Here is a 17,908-nt window from a genome sequence, read left to right on the forward strand (position 1 = left end):
GCGGCCGATTGGCAGTGACGGCAAGGCCGCACAGGCGGCCCGTGCCACCGCTCGATCAGACGTCGGCTTCACCCACCCGGCCCGCGGCCGACAGCAGGCGCTGCTTCACCGCCATCACCTTGCGTGCGTACTCGGCCTCAGGGTCCGAAATGGCACCGCTGTAATACTGCAAGGCCCCCTGGATGCTGCCATAGCGGCGCAAGCCCTCACGCAGGATCAGGGTACCGACGCGGACATTCAGCTTCGGGTCGAACAGCGCATCCTCGCCCCGTGACTTGCCGATCTTGTCCATGTGGTAGCGCGGAATCACCTGCATCAGCCCCTGCGCGCCCGCCTCGCTCTCCGCAAACGGATTGAAGCGGGACTCCACCGCCATCACGGCGACGATCAGCAGCGGGTCTATCCCGGAGTGCTTGCCCGCATCCTGCGCGGCCAGCAACACCGGCTCGAGCACCAGGCCGGATACCCGATAGGTGCGGGAAATCCAGTCGCGTACACGAACCATCTCGCGTGTCAGACCGGTCGGCTCGACGGCAGGCGGTACCTGCACCTTTTCGACCTCGACCGCAGGCACGTGCTCCGCGACGGCGATCGACCCCGCGACTTCCTGAGTGGTGTTCCGCGCTGCAGCGGTGGCAACCGGATCGACGGCAGACAGCGAAGGCAGGACGCCGCCGAGGATGGTGCTGCCGGCAAACAGACCGGCAAACAGCAGACTGCCGTGGGTGAGATGAATCAAGACCTTTCCCGCACGACGCAGCGGGAAAGCAGTGCGAGTTGCGTGGTTCATGGTGTCCTCCGTGCTGTAGCCGGAGTCCTCGACATCGCAGCCGGATGGACTGCGGTCCCCGCGCCCGATGCCTGTCGCATCGACCGCCGGTCAGCGCCAGGGCCGGTAGGCCCCGCCGCCGGGTCGTCGAACCCGGTCAGTAGGTGTTCGGGCAAGGGGCCGCAACCAGACCCATCACCCCCCAGTGCAAACAGCCATGACTCTTGCGCCGCCTCTGTGTCGAAGCAACGTCGCACTGGTGCAAATTGATTTCAAGGCAATGCTGCAACGCGACAAATCGTTGAAGCGGGTCGGAGTTTATTGATTCCTTTGATCTTTGTCAAAACACGCCCACTTCATTCCCACCCCACCGTCCAGCAGCGCACGCAGCCGCTCCCAGTCGAAGCAGGGGCCAGGGTCGGTCTTGCGACCCGGCGCGACGTCCGAATGGCCCGCAATCGCGTCGATCGGATAGCGGCTCCGCAAGGCCGCCACCAGCCCGGCAAGCTGCCGATACTGGACCTCCTCGAAGGGCTGGGTGTCACAGCCTTCCAGCTCGATACCGATGGAAAAATCGTTGCACCGCTCCCGCCCCTCCCAGCACGAAACCCCGGCATGCCAGGCACGGTCGTCGGTGGAAACGAACTGGACCACCTCGCCGTTGCGGCGAATGAAGAAGTGCGCGGAGACGCGCAACGCGTGGATCGTCGCGTAGTAGGGATGCTCGGTGGGGTCGAGGCGATTGGTGAAGAGTTGCTCGACGCCGGGACCGCCAAACTCGTCGGGCGGGAGGCTGATGGCGTGGATGATGATCAGGCTGGGCGGCTCTCCGCCTGGACGCGGATCGAAATTGGGCGATGGCAGCCACCGCGCATCCCATCCATCGCTACTCGACACCGCATCCTCCGATTGTTGAACGGACTCCGCCACCCGCGTCCTCTTTCCCCGACTTCAGCCCGCCTTCATGCCGGCGGCCCTTTGCGGCCACTCTCAATCCCCCGCCGACTCCCAATAAGCCCGGACTGAAACGGCCCTCGTCAGCATGCGCCGCATCGTCACCGCCATCTCGTCCTCATCCGGCAACGGCAACTCGTTCCGTTCAAACGGATCGGCCACGACATCGAAGCGCTTGAGCGGCTCCTTGCCGTAGAAATACAACACCTTTTCGTCGCCCTCGCGCCACGTCATGCACTGATTCTGCGCCCAGCATTGGGTAAGCACGCCTTCTTGCGGGGCACCAAACAACGAGCGCCCGGGCAACACGCCCTGCCAGTCGGCCTGAAGCAGTTCGAGAATCGTCGGCAATATATCAAGGTGCTGCCGGGCGCCTTCAATGATCTGGGACTGAATCTGCTTCGGATAGTGAATCAAGAGGGGAACTCTTACCCCTTCTTCGTAGGGCAGCTTGTTATGCCCCATCAAACCGTGCTCACCAAATCCCTCCCCGTGATCCCCGGTTATCACCACGATCGTGTCATCGAGAACGCCTAGGCGTTCCAGTTCTCCGAACAGATCCCTGACAACCGTATCTGCGTAGGCGACGGTTCGCTTGTACTTGCGAAGAAGCATGGGCGCCTGCGGGAGGCTGTAGTCATTGCTGAACGCATCCTCCGGTATGTCCTCCTCCCCGGGTATCGCGTACGGATGATGAGTGACTACGGTAAGCAGATGCGCGAAGAATGGCCCTCGCCCCGCCTTGATCCAGCGCCCCAGCGCGGGAATCATCGCCTTGTCGTCTATGCCGAAATAGCCCAGTCGATGAAAGGCCGCGGCATCGAGATCTTCCAGCGCGATGAATTGCTCAAACCCCATATTCTCGACCAGCGTTTTCCGCCGTTCGAAACCGCCCATTGCAGACTGTATGAACAGTGACCGGTAACCCGAATCTTTCAGTATTTCCGGCAGGCACCTGACCTTCAACTCACCCGGGTTAGCCTCAACAATGTACTGCCCGGGGTGAGCGTACATGCCACAAATGATGCCGACCAATGCCTTGGACGTATGGTCATTCGTCGTATAGGCGTGCCGCACCCAGGCGCCGTTACGGGCCAACTGGGCGATAAACGGAGTCGCCTCACCGTCTCCTGATCGCCATGGGCTGATCTCGGATGCCCGTGTCGACTCCAGCGTAATGAAGAGTATGTTTGGGCGGCGCTTAACATTCACAGCGGAGGGCGCGATGTAAATACGCTCGGGCGCCACACCCAGTGCGGCCTCATTCAAGGTGGAATTGAACGGCGTGCCAAAAAGGAAGTCGGCGAAATATCCCACACTATGCCAACTACTGTACTGGGGTCGGATGATCGGCTCATTACCGAGCACCGGTCCCAAAACCCAGCCGACCGAAACAACAGGAAGAATGCCTACAACGCCTTTCCAATATCCGCGCACGCGCCAAGCACAAAGAGACGCCACCGCAGCCCCTGGAACCAGCAGTAAAGGCAGGGTGGACTGCCCGCCCGCCTCATGCTGGGCGATCGCAAGGACGTGCGGAAGATTCTCCACACTGTAAGACAGCAATTCCGGACTCAGAAATGAACCGGTCTTCATCCACAGGTGATGCGAGAGCAATACGACCAAGGCGGTCGCGATCGGGATGAAGAGTTCGACCACAGCAAGCTTGATGTAAAGCCAGCGCGGAATGCCACCAGTAGGCCTCATTAACCTGTAAAGCCCAAGGGCCAGGGCCATGACACCCACATCGACGAAAAGACCCCGAAGCCCTTCGCCAAAAGCCCATCCATACCCCTCGAGCTCTATCCGCTCAAGGTAGATGTAGCACAGAAAACAGACGACTCCGAACGTAACGTGCAGCGGAAGCTCGTCTATCGTTCCGCTCCGCAAGAACCTACCCCATACCCAACGTCTCATTCCAAATCCAGGCAATGCTTTGATATCCGGGCGGTGCAGAAACCCCGGCTGTTCTTTTGGATAACTTCCCGTCGATTTCGCAACCCGCCTTACCGCGCCTCCGACTCGATTCCGATCTTCGTCCAAAAAGCGGCCCCACACTACCTAGCATTCCACACGGGCGCGCAAATCGGCGAGAGATGGATGACCTGCAAACAACAGGGCCCTGCGACGGGGCATCCCGCGCGTGCAGATACGGATAGCAGCGGATTCAGGAACGCCGCCAGGAGCGCAAGTCCCGGAGGTGCGCCGGGGACGGCAACCTCCCGGTTTCCTTGTGCAATCGCTGGCGTCCGGCCCATCGCGCAAGTCCGCGTCGGCTAGTCCATGACAATCATCGAGCGATCATCGCCCGTACCACGACGGCGCCACATCTCGAAGTAGAGAGCCTCCAGATTCCGGCTAAACCGTTCGGTATCAAAAAGTGCCGACCTTCGACCCTCTGCAAGCAGATACTGCTTGATGCTCCGGAGACGCTCTCGGTCAGAGTAGAGACAGGTGGCGATCCGGACAAATGCCCGCTCGTCGTCAGCTATCAATTCGGGAAGTCCAACGGCCGCCACGAGGCTTGCGCCCACCCGACTGGCAAACGTGTCGCCGGGCAGCGTTACGATCGGCACACCGGCCCAGAGCGCATCGCTGCCGGTTGTGTGCGAGGCATACGGAAAACTATCCAAGGCCGCATCGGCGAGCGCCAAACGCCCAACATGATCCTCCCAGCCGACGCCAGGAGCGAAAATCAGACGCTCGCTCGCGACACCCCGGGCCTCAAACTCTCGCGTCAGATTGTTGCGTGCCTCCGGACCGTGATCGAGCAACCACAAGACCGCATCCGGTGCGGCGACAAGCACCGCAGCCCAGAGGTCGGCCACTTGCGGATTGATCTTGTAGAACTGATTGAACGAGCAGTACACGAACCCAGTCTCTGGCAATCCGGCAGCCGCGCGCGTCAGCACGCTGCCATTTCCTCGCATTCGGTCATTCGGTTGATAGCTTGCGGGCAGCAATGCCAGCGTTTCGCAGAACTGTTCGGCATTCTGCGGAGGGGTCACCCACGCATCGCCAATGATGTAATCCGCAAGCGCAGACGAGCCTAAAGTGCCCGGGAATCCCAGCCAATTCACTTGAATCGGGGCGGCCCGATAAGCCAGCACACGGGTGCGCGAATCGTGCGTCCAACCCTTGAGGTCGACGAGGATATCGATCCGGTCGTCTTGAATCTGCTGCGCCGTCTGGCGGATATCCAGATCGCTTACATCCCGGAATACGTCAAACGCACCACGCACTCGACGACACATGTCGGAGCCGTCGTCCGGACCGGACGAATAAGCAAAAACCTCCATGCGCGTCCGATCGTGCTGCTCCATCACGCCCACGACAAGGCTGCTGGTCGCATGCGCGTGGAAATCGCACGAGAGATAGCCGACCCTCAGCCGTCCGCCCGGGTTCGGCGTCGAAGCGCCAGGTCTCGACAAGGACTGGAGCCCCATGCAATTCGCTGCAGCAAGAGCCTCGGTTGCACGTCGAATACTGACGCCGTCCAATCCGGGGATTGAAAGCAGGGGGAAGACATGGAGGACAGGCGCAGGATCGACTGCCAGCGCTGACTTCAACAGCGGAATTTCGCGATCCAGAAAACGCCAGTTCGCACAGTAAAGGTCTGCGTGAATCGCGTTCTGAAGCGCCTCTGGAGAACTGTCCAGATCATGCGCCGCACGAAAGGCGGCGGCGGCCTCGCCATAACGCCGCAGCCCCCGCAATGCAGCACCGAGGCCAAACCACGCTTCGGCATCGTGGCGATCAATGGCTACAACGCGTTCGAAGAGTTCCCGTGCCGCGTCGTCGGCACCCGCAGCGAGCGTGACCTGAGCAAGTTCGCGGAGGCTCGGCACATGCGAGATATCAATAGCGAGCGCGGCATGCAGGTGCTCCGCGGCGGCCCCCAGATCATCGGCCTGCCGCAGCAAACGGGCCAGATTGACGCGCAATTGTAGATCCTGTGGCGCCAGGCTTACGGCGCGCTCGAACTGCGCCCGACACTCATCGAGACAACCCGCGTTCCAAGCAGCAAACGCTAGCGCCTGCACGGTTTCGAGATCGTCCGGCATGCTGCTCACAGCGGCGCGAAGCGACTCCAACGCAGCGGGTACATCATCCAGCGCGAGCAACGCCTGCCCCAGCAGACCATGAGCCTCGCCGGCAGAGGGATCCGCGGCGAGCAGTTCCCGCGCGGCCGCAGCAGCAACATCCCAAACGCCGTTCCTGACCCAAGACCTGATCCGTTCGATCTGTCGACTCCTGGACATCGGCACTGGATCACCGACCACTGCGGGATCAGGGTCCACCATCTCTATGGGCGCGCTATTTCCTGTGCGATGTCGATCGCACATTTCAAAAAACAGCCCTTCGAGATTGCGGGTGAAACGCGCCGAATCGTACAGCGCTGAACGCCTGCCCTCCCCCCGTAGGTATTGCTTTATCCGCTCAAGCCGGCCTCTTTCCTGCGCCAGACTCGTTGCGATCTGCACAAATGCGTCAGGAGTATCCGCGATGAGTTCGGGCAACCCAACCGCCGTTAGGAGGCTGGCACCGACCCGACTGGCAAATGTTTCGCCGGGTAAGGTCACCAGCGGAACGCCGAGCCAAAGCGCATCGCTGCCCGTGGTGTGCGAGTTGTACGGGAATACGTCCAGCGCTACGTCGGCTACTCCGGTCCGCGCGGCATGAAACTCCCAATTTGCCCAAGGGGCAAAAAATATCCGTCGAGGATCAACTCCGCGCGCTTCAAATTCGCACCGAATGTTGTCGGACACCTCGTCGGTGGCCAGGAGGAGCCATAAAACACTGCCGGGGACGGCCCTCAACACTTCGCTCCACAGATCTGCGACGGCCGGATTGATCTTGTACGACTGATTCAGTGAGCAGAAAACGAACGCGTCTTCCGGCAAGCCGGCATCGCTGCGGGATATCGGTGCGCAGACACTGCGACGATCGTCGTTTGGTTGATAGCTGTGGGGCAGCAGCGCGAGCTTCTCGCTGTAGTCGTTGGCGTGTTCGACCGGCGTCACCCACCTATCACCGATGACGTAATCGGCCAGGTAAGGGGCGCCCAGCGTACCCGGATAGCCGAGCCAACTTACCTGTATGGGTGCCGGACGCCACGCTAGAACGCGGGTACGGCTCGCGGAAGTCCAGCCTTTCAGGTCCACGAGAATATCGATGCCGTCATCCCGGATGCGGCGAGCCGTCTGCTCCATGTCCAGATCCGTTACGTCACGGAAGACATCGAAAGCACCTCGTATGCGTCGACACAACGTGGAGTCGTCTTCCGGACCATGGGAGTACCCGAAAACCTCCACCCGGCTTCGGTCGTGATGCTCGATGACGCCTGCCAGTAGCAGCGCCGTGGCATGGCCGTGGAAGTCGCATGAAAGATACCCGACACGCAACCGCCTCCCGGAGGGAGGTAGAACGGCTGCAGGCGGCGCCGGAAGCGGTTCGATGCCCCCACAGAACTCGGCCACCTTGGCCTCGGAGGCGCGGAACAACTCCGCCCTGCTGACACCGGGCATGGATAGCAACGGAAAGAGTTCCACGGCCGGCGGACGTGGCGCCGCGAGCGCGGCGCGAATCGTGGAGATCGCGCTAGCCAGTTTGTCCCACTTGGCGGCGTACAACTCCAGATGAACGGCGCCTACAAGGGAATTCGTCTCGCCGGTAGCCTGGTAGGCGTGCCGGAACGCGTCCGCGCCGGCACCGTAGCGCTTCAGGTGCCGCAGTACCGTTCCCAGGCCAACCTGGACACCCGGGTCGTCGGGCTTCAACCCTTCCAGTTGCTGGAACAGACCAAGCGCATCGGCGACCCGCCCCCTGTCGCGCTCCAGATACGCCAGTTCCTTCAAGGCATCGAACTGCTCGGGTTCGCCTTCGAGCACGGCCTTCAACAAGTGCTCCGCATCCCCGACCCGCCCCAGCTCCCTGAGCGCGTGTGCCAAAGACACCCGGAACTTCGAATTGGCGGGGGCGAGTTCGACCGCCCTTTCAAAATGACGACGCGCCGTATCCTTGCGCCCGCGATGAAACTCGACCACCCCCAGGTTGAAGACCGCCAGTTCATCGCCCGGAGCAGCCGCAACCGCAGAAGCGAGAAGCGTCCGAGCCTCAGCCCATTGCTCCTGCTTCAGCAATGCAACACCCAACACGCGTTGTGCCCGCGCGTCGGCGGGATGCGATTCGAGATACCTGCGCGCCCCCTCGACGACCTCAGCCACCCGGCCCTCTCGGTACGCATCCTCCAGCCCCGCCAGAATACGGCTGCGTTCTCCGTCGTCACTGACGTCCGCGGTCGCGCCCGTCCGGGGCGCCCCCGCCGCCGGGTCGGCCAGGACACGGCTTCTGTCGTCCGCCTCGTGACCACCCGCCATCGCGAAGAACAGGTTTTCCAGATCGCGGGTAAAGCCTGCCGTGTCGAACAACGGGGAGCGTCGCCCCGCTCCGAGCAGATACGACTTCACCGTCCGAAGGTAAGCGCGATCCTCGTAAAGCCGGAGCGCCTTGCGCACGAAATCGTCACCGCTCTGCGCAATGAGTTCGGGCAAGCCAACAGCAGCAAGGAGGCTGGCACCTACCCGACTGGCAAACATGTCACCCGGCAAGGTCACCATCGGCACCCCCACCCACAGGGCGTCACTCCCCGTGGTATGCGACGCGTAAGGAAAGGTGTCCAGAGCAAGATCGGCCAGGGACAGACGGCTGAGATGGTCCGCAGCCGCGACACGCGGAGCAAAAATCAAGCGGTCGGCGGAAACGCCCCGTGCCGAGAACTCTCGCTGCAGGTTCTCCCGCACGTCCTCGCCATGCTCCAGCAACCACAAGACACTGTCGGGTGCCGATCTCAGCACGCTCGCCCAAAGGTCCGCCACGCCCGGATTGATCTTGTAGGTCTGATTGAACGAACAGAAGACGAAAGCCCCTTCGGGCAGTCCGACGGCGCTTCGTGTTGTAGCCGGCCCGACGGCACGTCGATCGTCGTTCGGTTGGTAGCAATTGGGCAGGATGGCCAACGTCTCGACGTATTGCGCGGCGTGGTCGACAGGCGTGACCCACGGGTCTCCGATCACGTAATCCGCCAGAGTCCGGCTACCGATCGTACCCGGATAGCCCAGCCAGTTTACCTGTATGGGCGCAGGCCTCCACGCCAACGCCCGAGTTCTGCTGTCATGCGTCCACCCCTTCAGGTCAACGAGGATGTCGATCTCGTCGTCCCGGATCTGTTGGGCGGTCTGCTGTAGGTCGAGCGAACCGACATCGCGGAAGACATCAAACGCCCCCCGGATGCGCCGCGTCATTTCGCTGCCGTCGTCGGGACCATGGGAGTACCCGAAAACCCAGACGCGGTCGCGGTCGTGCTGTTCGATTACACCGACGAGCAGATGGCTGGTGGCGTGATTATGAAAATCGCAGGACAGATAACCGATCCGCAAGGGGCGCTTGCCCTCCTCCCACTGCAACGACACTTCGTCCAACGGCTTCACGCCGGAACAACTTGACTCCGCCAGCGCAACAACCCCGTTTCTCACGGCATCGGGAGGCAGGCCCGGCAAGCCAAGCAACGCAAACGAACCGCCAACCCGCCCTGCCACCAGTTCATCCACCAGGATTTCGATATCGGAAGCAAGCCGGGACCAGTCAGCCGAATGCAGATTGTCGTAGGTCGCCCTGAGCAGTGACTGCGACGAGGCCCCCAGTTCGTAGGCCCGACGGAAAGCCACTCCCGCTTCGCGGTAACGCTTCAACTGGTGCAGGGTCGAACCCAGGTCGTGCCAGACTTCGGCATTCGACGGCATCTCCGCCAGAACGCGCTCGAACAGTTCGCGGGCCCCTTCCTGCGCGCCGGCGTCCTGCGAAACACGCCCAAGCTCGATCAGGCATCCGGCATGATCCTGCTTCACGCTCAACCCGGCATGCAGTTGCTCGGCCGCTCCGCCCAGATCGCCCCCATCGCGGAGGAACCGTGCAAACGCCTGCCGGAGGTCCGGGTCGCGCGGGGCAAGCTCGACGGCCAGCCGGAACTGGTACGAAGCGCCGCCCCTGTCGTGCAGATCCCATGCAGCCACGCCGAGGTTCAACGCCACCTCAGCGTCCCGCGTCAGTTTACGGGCCGCCTCCTTCAGGAACGGCAGCGCGTCCCCAGGCCGCTTCTGCGCCACCAGACAGGCGCCCAGCACCTTGTTGCCGTACGGATTGCCCGGATTACGACGCAGAAACTCCCGTGCTGCAGTTTCAGCATCGACGAACCGGCCCGTCTCGAACAACCGGACAATTTGCGCAAAGTCGCGCTCCAACGCGCTGGCCGATGCGCCGCGCCGTCCCCTGCTTGCAACCATGTAGATCCTTGCGAATTTGAATCGCCCGGAGACGGTAGCATCCGGGCGGGGCGAGACGATCAGTTCGAATACTGCTTCACGACGTCCAGGAAGAGGCGCTCCAGGGACATGGCCGGCTTCACCTCGATCAGGCTGTGCCCGGCCGACCTAAGCGCGTCGAGCAGCGCCCACAACTCGGCGGGCTTCACTTCCGCCCACCACCGCTCGCCAACGTCCGCAACCATGCCTTCCACCGGCGCCGCACCCAGCGAACGTACCAACACGGCGCTCGAGCGCGCGAAAACGTCGGCCGGATGCTGAACGCTTTGCAGTACGCCCTGGTGGATGAGCCCGAACCGGTCGGCCAGACGTTCCACGTCGTGGAGCACGTGGGACGAGAAGAATACCGTCCCGCCCTTCATGCGGTAATCGAGCAGGATGTCGACGACGTCGCGGCGCCCCAGTGGGTCGAGGCCGGACAAAGGCTCGTCGAGAATGAGCAAACGTGGTTCGCAAGCAAGCGCATGCGCGAGCGCCACGCGCTGCAGCATCCCCTTGGAAAATCCGCGGACTTGACGGTTTGCAACCTGGGCCAGCCCGAAGCGCTCCAGCCACCGCATGCAGTGGGCATTCAACTCCGACCGCTGACGGTGCCCATGGGTGAGAACACCCATGCGGACGATCTCAAGCGGAGTCAGATAGTCGTACAGCCATGGGTTCTCGGGCACGTAGCCAAGACCGATGCGACTGCGATGGTCCGCAACGTCCACGCCGAACAGCTTTGCCACGCCGCCATCGTGACGCAACGCCCCGGTCAGGATCTTGATCGTCGTGCTCTTGCCCGCGCCGTTCTGGCCCACGAAACCGAACGCCTCACCTTGCTCGACGGTGAGGCTGACATCGGCAAGCGCGGTGACGGGTTGCCGACGCCAGCCGGGATAGAAGCGCTTGCTCAAGCCGCTCAGTTCGATTGCCGCGCTCAACTCATGCCCCTTGCTTACGCTCGATGACCGAGATATTACCTTCGGGCGACAGCCGGAAGCTCCCGCCGAACGGATCGCGCGGCAGTTCCGGGAGATATTGATGGCGAACCAGGGCATCGAGATCCGGCGGGCTTCCCCCGCGCGTTCGACGCCACTCTGCCAATGCCGCCTCCAGCCTGGAGATCGCTTCCAGCCGGCCCGCCCGACGCTCCAGATAGGCAGCAAAGGCCGGGTTGCGCGTCTGGCTCGCCATGATCCTCAAAACCTCGGCAGCGTTTGCGCCCTCTGCCTTCTCGTACCAGCGCGCAGCCAGAACCTCGAACGCCAGCCGGGACTGCTCGTCCTGCAGTTTCGGCGCCGCCGTCCTCAGTGTATCGACCGCCCCCAGGGGGTCGTTCTGGAACTGCCGCTGATTAAATGCATACAGAAAGGGAGGCAGAAAATCCCGGGGCCGCAGCGCCATTGCCCTGCGTAACACGTACTGCGCCTCGCTCACCCGCCCGGCCCACGGCAAGATGGCCGCGGCGACGTAGTAATTGTCTTCATGCCCCGGATTCAGCAGTGCTGCATCGGCATGCAAACGGGCGAGAATCTCGTAGACCTCGGGTGAGAACGGCCCCGGCCCGATCATGAAGGTGCGGAACACGTCCACATTGGCGGCCAGATAACGATCGCCGGCTGCAGCCACCAGTTGCGCAACCGGCGGGAGGTAAACAGCAAGATCGTCGGCGCCGCGCCGCCGGACCTGCTCGGAAAGCAGGCTGACCGACGCCCAATAGCCTAGGCCTGCCAGCAGGACAAGTACCGAAAGCGGCCGCCCGAAACGCACAGCGGGGCCTCAGACGAATTGGCGACGGTTGAACGCGAGCGTGGCCGCCACCAAGAGCAAAGCGCAATAACACACCGCCATCAACGCGGCAGGAAATACCACGGCGTCGGCGGGTGCAGCGCCATACAGGGGCCACAGACGCCAGTCGAGACGGTCGAGATCAGGAAGAAGCCAGCGGATCGCTCCCACGAGCGGGCCGAATCTGCTTGTCAGTTCAACGTCGCCATCTGCACCGCGGCCGAGGTAATCCAGCACGGGACCGAGCATGCGGCCGGCAATGGCAAAACACGCGCCCACAGCCAGGGGCAGCACGCTGCTCGTGGCAACCGACGCCACCGCCAGCGTGAATGCGGCGACAACCGCGACATCGACGAGATAGCCGAGCAAGGTCGCCCAATAGGGCCAGCCCAATTGCAGTTCATGAGGGTAGCCGTAACCCCAGGCCGACAGCCCGACCACGGCCAGCAAGGACAGCCCCAGCACCAGCGTGGCGGCGGCGGCGAGCATCAGGATGCCGAGATAGCGCCCGAGCAGGTAGGTAGCGCGGGGAATCGGGTAGGCCAGCACGAAAAATACCGTCCGGCGTTCGAGTTCCTTGCCCACGAGTTCCTGAACCCAGACCAGGACGAGAAAGGTGAGACTCAGGCGGACGCCGGACAAACCGACGTCAAGGGCGACAGACTGCGGCTGTCGCGCCGAAAAGGCTGCGGCAAGCCATGCTGCCGCCAACAACAGCAGTGCAAAAACAAAAACCGCGTGGAAACTCCGGCCGCGAAGGCCGGATTTCCACGCGGTAAGGGCGTGCAGCAGCATCAATCAGCTGCAGGTAATCGCGTTGGTCGTCGCGTCTAGCGTGCCACTCACGGCGGTGCACTGCGAGTTGGAATCGAGCGTGCAGGTCGTATCCACGCCGATGCCGCCGCCCGCGGTGGTGCCCTTGAAGTTGTTCTTGCCCTTCTTGGAGTTGGCACACACGCCAGCGCCAGTAGCGGTCTGGGTGAAGTCGAGCTGGACGTTTGCCGAGCATTTCGGAGTGAACGTCACACGGACAAAGGCGCTGCCGTCCGTAGCACCGTCAATCGTCGCACCGTTGGCGGCAACACCCGTGCAGATAGAAGCAGCAGCGGCCGAACCCGAAACGGCCACCAGGGCCAGAGCAGCAAGAATTCGCTTATCCATTTTCTTCCCCTTGTCTATTACTCGTTGGAGTTGGCAACCGATTGGGTCAGGATGTTGCGGCCATCCGACTGCGCCGCCTTGTCCTCGCCCTTCTTGGTGTACTCGCTGAACTGGGGAATGGCGATGGCCGCCAGGATGCCGATGATCGCGACGACGATCATCAGCTCGATCAGGGTGAAGCCCTTTTGCAGTTTCTTCATTTCAAATCTCCGACTGGATTGACCCGGCGCCACTGCTTGGATGCGACGCTTGCAACCCATAGAGCATTAGCCGTGCCAGCGAGAAATGCTCTGTGGAAACAAGGGAATTGTTCACGAAGGAGCCGTTCAGCCGGTCAACCCATGACATTTGTCACGCCTCCAATGTCCACTTTTGACATTGCCCGGCGTCAACATCACCCCTACTCCATCCCCCACTTCTGCAGCCGATAGCGCAGTTGCCGCAGCGTCATCCCCAGCTTGCGGGCGGCGGCGGAGCGGTTCCAGCGGGTTTCGTCGAGCGCGCGCAGCACGCGGATGCGCTCGTCGTCGCTGCCGTCGTCGGTATCGTCCGGCGCTGCGTCGCGGGTGGGGTCGAAGTTGAATTGCGAGTGGGTCAGCGACTCGGTGGGGTAGAGGTCCACGTCCTCCGCGCCGATCTCGTCGCCTTCGCATAGTGCGCAGGCGCGCTCGAGCAGGTTTTCCAGCTCGCGCACATTGCCGGGAAAGGGGTACTGCTGCAGGCGCGCCAGGGCGGCGGGCGACAGTCGGCGCGGGGCGGTGGCCTCGCGCTGGGCGAGGCGCTGCAGGATGTGGGCGGCGAGGTCCGGGACGTCCTCCGGGCGTTCGCGCAGCGGCGGCACCCGCAAGGTGATGACGTTGATGCGGAAGAACAGGTCCTGGCGGAACTTGCCTTCGGCGACGAGTTGGGCGAGGTCGCGGTGGGAGGCGGAGAGGATGCGCACATCCACCGGCACCTCGGTATGGCCGCCGACCGGGCGCACGGCGCGCTCCTGGATGGCGCGCAGCAGCTTCACCTGCATTGCGAGCGGCAACTCGCCCACTTCGTCCAGAAACAGCGTGCCGCCGCTGGCCGCCTGGAACAGGCCCTCCTTGTCCGCACTGGCGCCGGTGAAGCTGCCCTTGCGGTGGCCGAAGAACTCGCTCTCCATCAGCTCGGGCGAAATCGCGCCGCAGTTGACCGGCACGAAGGGCGCGGCGGCGCGGCCGCCCTGGGCGTGTATCAGGTTGGCGATGACTTCCTTGCCGGTGCCCGATTCGCCGTGGATGAACACCGGCGCCTGATTGCGCGCGAGCTTGGCGATCTGCGCGCGCAGATGGGCCATCGGGGCCGAGTTGCCGATCAGGCGGCGTCCGCCGGTTTCTTCCGTGGGCGCGGCGGGGGCATCGAGGTTGAGCGCGTGGGTGACCAGTTCGCGCAGCACCTTCAGCTCCACCGGCTTGGTGACGAAGTCGAAGGCGCCGAGCTTGAGCGCGCGGATGGCGGTGTCGATACTGCCGAACGCGGTGATGACGGCAACCGGCAGCCCGGGGCAGCGCGCCTGTATGGTCTCCACGATCTCCAGCCCGTCGCCGTCCGGCAGGCGCATGTCGGTAAGGCACAGGCGATAGCGGCGGGTATCGAGCAGTTGCCGCGCTTCGGCCACGGTGCCGGCGGTATCGCAGGCCAGCCCCAGCCGCAGCAGCGACAGCGCGATCAGCTCGCGGATGTCTTCCTCGTCATCGACGACCAACACCTCGCTGGTGGCGGGGCGCGTGCGGCGTTCGGTGTGGCTCATGCGCGGCTGTCTCCGGTCAGCACGAAGTGGGCGCCCGGACGCTCCGGCCCGAGTTCGAGTGTGGCATCGTTGGCCTCGGCAAGTTCGCGCGCGATATACAGGCCCAGCCCGGTGCCTTTCGGGTGCGTGGTGAAGAAGGGCTCGAAGAGATTGGCACGGGTGCTCTCGTCGATGCCGGGGCCGTCGTCGCGCACATGCAGTGCGACCCGGCCGCCCGGCAGCGCGCTGGCGCGGATGCGGACCGAACCGGGCTGTCCGCTGCAGTAGCGGCGGGCATTGGTGAGCAGGTTGTCGAGGATCTGGTGCAGGTGGGCCCGGTCGATCGCGAGCGTGAGGCCGGGCGGGATGTCCTGCGCGAACACGGCGCGCTCGTCCGCGCTGCGCAGCGCCAGCGCCTCGATCAGTTCGGCGACGTAGCCGGCCAGTTCCAGCGGCTCCGGCTCGGCCTGCTCGCGCCGCCCCAGCGCCAGCACGTCGCGGATCATGCGTTCGATGCGGCGGGCGTTGTCGTTGATGATGCGCGCCAGCCGCAGCTGCATGTCGGTGCGTTTTTCCTCGGTCAGCAGTTCCGCGGCCTGGGTCACCGCCGACAGCGGATTGCGGATTTCGTGCGCCATGCTGGCGGTGAGCCGGCCCAGCGCGGCCAGCTTCACCTGCTGCATCTGGCGCTGCACCTCTTCGAAGTCCGTCAGGTAGATCACGGTGGCGTCGGCGGCGGCGCTGCCCGGCTCGCCGCACACGGTGCGACAGCGCAGCAGCCGCCCGGCGGGGCCGAGACGGAGCAGGCGGCTATCCACTGCGCCGCACGAGAAGAGCTCGCAAAACGCGGGATCCACGTCGGCCAGGTTGAGGCCCTCCACCGACTGCAGGCCGAGCAGCGCGCAGGCGCGCGGGTTGGCCTGGCGCGCGCGGCCATCGGTGCCGATGACGATCACGCCGTCCTGCATGTCGCGGATGATGCGTTCGTTCAGAGCCTGCTGACGCGCCAGCGCCTGGCCGCGCTCGGCGGCCAGCGACGCATTGGCCTTGGCGCGCAGCGCCAGCAGCCGGGCGACGATGGCGATGCCGAAAAAGCCGAGGCAGGCCATGCCCACCTGGAAGAAATCCGCCGGCTGCGCGCCCTTGAGATAGCGCCAGACGTTCTCGCCCAGCACCAGCACCGTGGTGAGCGCGGCGAAGAACAGCACGGTGCGACCCTCGGCCACCAGCCCCGCGCCGGCAAGGATCACCATCATCAGCACCGGCATGCCGCTGCGGTAGCCGCCGCTGGCCCACATGATGGCCGTCAGCAGGCAGACATCGACCACCACCTGCACCAGGATGACGCGGTCGATGCCGAAGCGGCGCTGCATGTCGGGAAAGCCGAGCGCCAACACCGCGCCCAGATAGGCGAAGGACGCCGCGTTATAGACGAACTGGTGATAGGAACCGAGGTCGATCTCGCGGCCGGCGACGACGAAGAGGCCGCCGACGATGAGCCGGAAGAGATTGAAATAGCGCAGCGACAGGCGGCGCGACGGATCGACGTCGGCGGACAGGCTGCCCACCACCTCAGCGCCCCCGGGCCGGCCCCAGGCGGCGATGCGCCTCGCCGCAGTAGAAACGCCCGCCGTCGCGCACGCCTTCGCGCTCCGGCACGTGCACCCCGCAGTGGGCGCATTCGATCATCTGTTCGCCCTGCCGGGCGGAGTCATCCTGCGGCCCCTTGCGCGGCGCCCGCGCGCCGCCGCCGGCAGCACGGCGGATCCACCAGATGGCAAACAGGATCAGCAGGAAGAGGATCAGGTAGCGCACGCGGAGTCGGGCTTCGAAGGGGAACGGAAGGGGCCGGAAGGAAGCGGAAAATTGCGAACCGGAAAACCGCGGCAGTTTATCACGCACGCCCGGCGCCACTGCCCATCCGCCTGCTGTCCTGCACCGCTTCCAGCGGGCGTTTACAGGGCCCGCAGACGCTCGCAGGCAGCGTTCAGCGTGGTGTCGTTCTTGGCAAAGCAGAAGCGGATCACGCGCTCGTCGCGGCCGTCGGCAAAGAAGGCCGAAACCGGAATCGCGGCGACCCCCACTTGCCGCGTGAGCCGGTTGCAGAACGCGACATCGCCCTCGTCGGAAATGGCGCTGTAGCGCGCCAGCTGGAAATAGGTGCCGCGCGACGCCAGCAGCTCGAAGCGGGAGCCGGCGAGCGCGTCGCGGAACAGGTTGCGCTTGGCCTGGTAGAAGGCCGCCAGGCCGAGATGGCGCGAGGCCTCCGCCATGTAGTCGGCCAGCGCGTACTGCACCGGCGTATTCACCGTGAACACGTTGAACTGGTGCACCTTGCGGAACTCCGCCATCAACTCGCGCGGCGCAACCACATAGCCCACCTTCCAGCCGGTGATGTGGTAGGTCTTGCCGAAGCTGGACACCACGATGCTGCGCGCGGCGAGTTCCGGATGGGCGGCGCAGCTGCGGTGCTGCAGGCCGTCGAACACGATGTGTTCATACACCTCGTCCGACACCACGATGATGCCGGTATCGCGCAGCAGCGCCGCGAGGCGGTCGTAGTCCGCCGCGGTCCACACCGTGGCGGTGGGGTTGTGCGGCGAGTTGATCATGATCATGCGGGTACGCGGGGTGATTGCCGCGGCCACCGCCGCCCAGTCGGGTCGGTAATCCGGCGCCGCCAACTGCATGCGCACCACGCGCCCCCCGGCCAGCTCGATCGCGGGGCCATAGGAGTCGTACACCGGCTCGAACACGATCACCTCGTCGCCCGGATGCACCAAGGCCGCCACCGCGGTGAACAGCGCCTGGGTGGCGCCGGCGGTAATCGTTACCTCGTGTTCGACGTCGTACGCGGTGCCGTACAGCGCCGCCACCTTGCCCGCCACCGCCTCGCGCAGTGCGGGCACGCCAGCCATCGGCGCGTACTGGTTGTGCCCGCTGCGCATCCAGTGCGCCACGCGCTCGAACAGCGCGTCGTCGGCATTGAAGTCGGGGAAGCCCTGCGACAGGTTGATCGCGCCACACTCCTGCGCGAGGCGCGACATCACGGTGAAGATCGTGGTGCCCACCTGCGGCAGGCGGGAAACGACCGGAGCGGGAAAGTGCGGCATGGCG

The 17,908-nt window shown here is 64.1% G+C and carries 13 protein-coding genes; all 13 read right to left on the reverse strand.

Features of this window, described 5'->3' with window-relative positions; translation table 11 throughout:
• Positions 1-55: 55 nt before the first annotated feature.
• Positions 56-790, reverse strand: coding sequence for a lytic transglycosylase domain-containing protein (locus dqs_RS17185; protein ID WP_065341247.1), 735 nt, complete (start codon positions 788-790; stop codon positions 56-58).
• Positions 791-1,087: 297 nt separating this feature from the next.
• Positions 1,088-1,666 (reverse strand): 1,6-anhydro-N-acetylmuramyl-L-alanine amidase AmpD, encoded by a 579-nt coding sequence (gene ampD / locus dqs_RS17190; protein ID WP_065341248.1) that lies wholly within the window; start codon positions 1,664-1,666, stop codon positions 1,088-1,090.
• A gap of 93 nt (positions 1,667-1,759) precedes the next feature.
• On the reverse strand, positions 1,760-3,460 hold the full coding sequence (locus dqs_RS17195; protein WP_169823525.1) for an LTA synthase family protein: 1,701 nt from the start codon (positions 3,458-3,460) through the stop codon (positions 1,760-1,762).
• A 539-nt stretch (positions 3,461-3,999) separates the two neighbouring features.
• Entirely contained in the window at positions 4,000-10,023 is a 6,024-nt protein-coding gene (locus tag dqs_RS17200) for an O-linked N-acetylglucosamine transferase family protein (protein ID WP_169823526.1), read from the reverse strand.
• 101 nt (positions 10,024-10,124) lie between these two features.
• Positions 10,125-11,027, reverse strand: coding sequence for an ABC transporter ATP-binding protein (locus tag dqs_RS17205; protein WP_065341251.1), 903 nt, complete (start codon positions 11,025-11,027; stop codon positions 10,125-10,127).
• Position 11,028: 1 nt separating this feature from the next.
• Positions 11,029-11,856, reverse strand: coding sequence for a tetratricopeptide repeat protein (locus tag dqs_RS17210; protein ID WP_065341252.1), 828 nt, complete (start codon positions 11,854-11,856; stop codon positions 11,029-11,031).
• A 9-nt stretch (positions 11,857-11,865) separates the two neighbouring features.
• Positions 11,866-12,669: an ABC transporter permease gene (locus dqs_RS17215; protein ID WP_065341253.1), complete on the reverse strand. Its 804-nt coding sequence runs from the start codon at positions 12,667-12,669 to the stop codon at positions 11,866-11,868.
• Between the two features lie 3 nt (positions 12,670-12,672).
• Complete coding sequence (locus tag dqs_RS20855) at positions 12,673-13,035, reverse strand: hypothetical protein (protein WP_157108211.1); 363 nt, start codon at positions 13,033-13,035, stop codon at positions 12,673-12,675.
• Between the two features lie 17 nt (positions 13,036-13,052).
• Entirely contained in the window at positions 13,053-13,235 is a 183-nt protein-coding gene (locus dqs_RS21305; protein WP_065341254.1) for a prepilin-type N-terminal cleavage/methylation domain-containing protein, read from the reverse strand.
• 200 nt (positions 13,236-13,435) lie between these two features.
• The gene (locus dqs_RS17225) at positions 13,436-14,812 is read right to left on the reverse strand and encodes a sigma-54-dependent transcriptional regulator (protein WP_065341255.1); all 1,377 of its coding nucleotides are present in this window, start codon (positions 14,810-14,812) and stop codon (positions 13,436-13,438) included.
• Entirely contained in the window at positions 14,809-16,362 is a 1,554-nt protein-coding gene (locus dqs_RS17230; RefSeq protein ID WP_011767080.1) for a two-component system sensor histidine kinase NtrB, read from the reverse strand. The genes dqs_RS17225 and dqs_RS17230 overlap by 4 nt, the downstream gene beginning before the upstream one ends.
• A 1-nt stretch (position 16,363) precedes the next feature.
• Positions 16,364-16,606, reverse strand: a complete 243-nt coding sequence (locus dqs_RS17235; protein WP_041643950.1) for a PP0621 family protein — start codon at positions 16,604-16,606, stop codon at positions 16,364-16,366.
• 140 nt (positions 16,607-16,746) lie between these two features.
• Positions 16,747-17,904, reverse strand: coding sequence for a pyridoxal phosphate-dependent aminotransferase (locus tag dqs_RS17240; RefSeq protein WP_065341772.1), 1,158 nt, complete (start codon positions 17,902-17,904; stop codon positions 16,747-16,749).
• Positions 17,905-17,908: the final 4 nt, after the last annotated feature.

This window comes from Azoarcus olearius (assembly GCF_001682385.1).
In the GTDB taxonomy this organism is placed as follows: Bacteria; Pseudomonadota; Gammaproteobacteria; order Burkholderiales; family Rhodocyclaceae; genus Azoarcus; species Azoarcus olearius.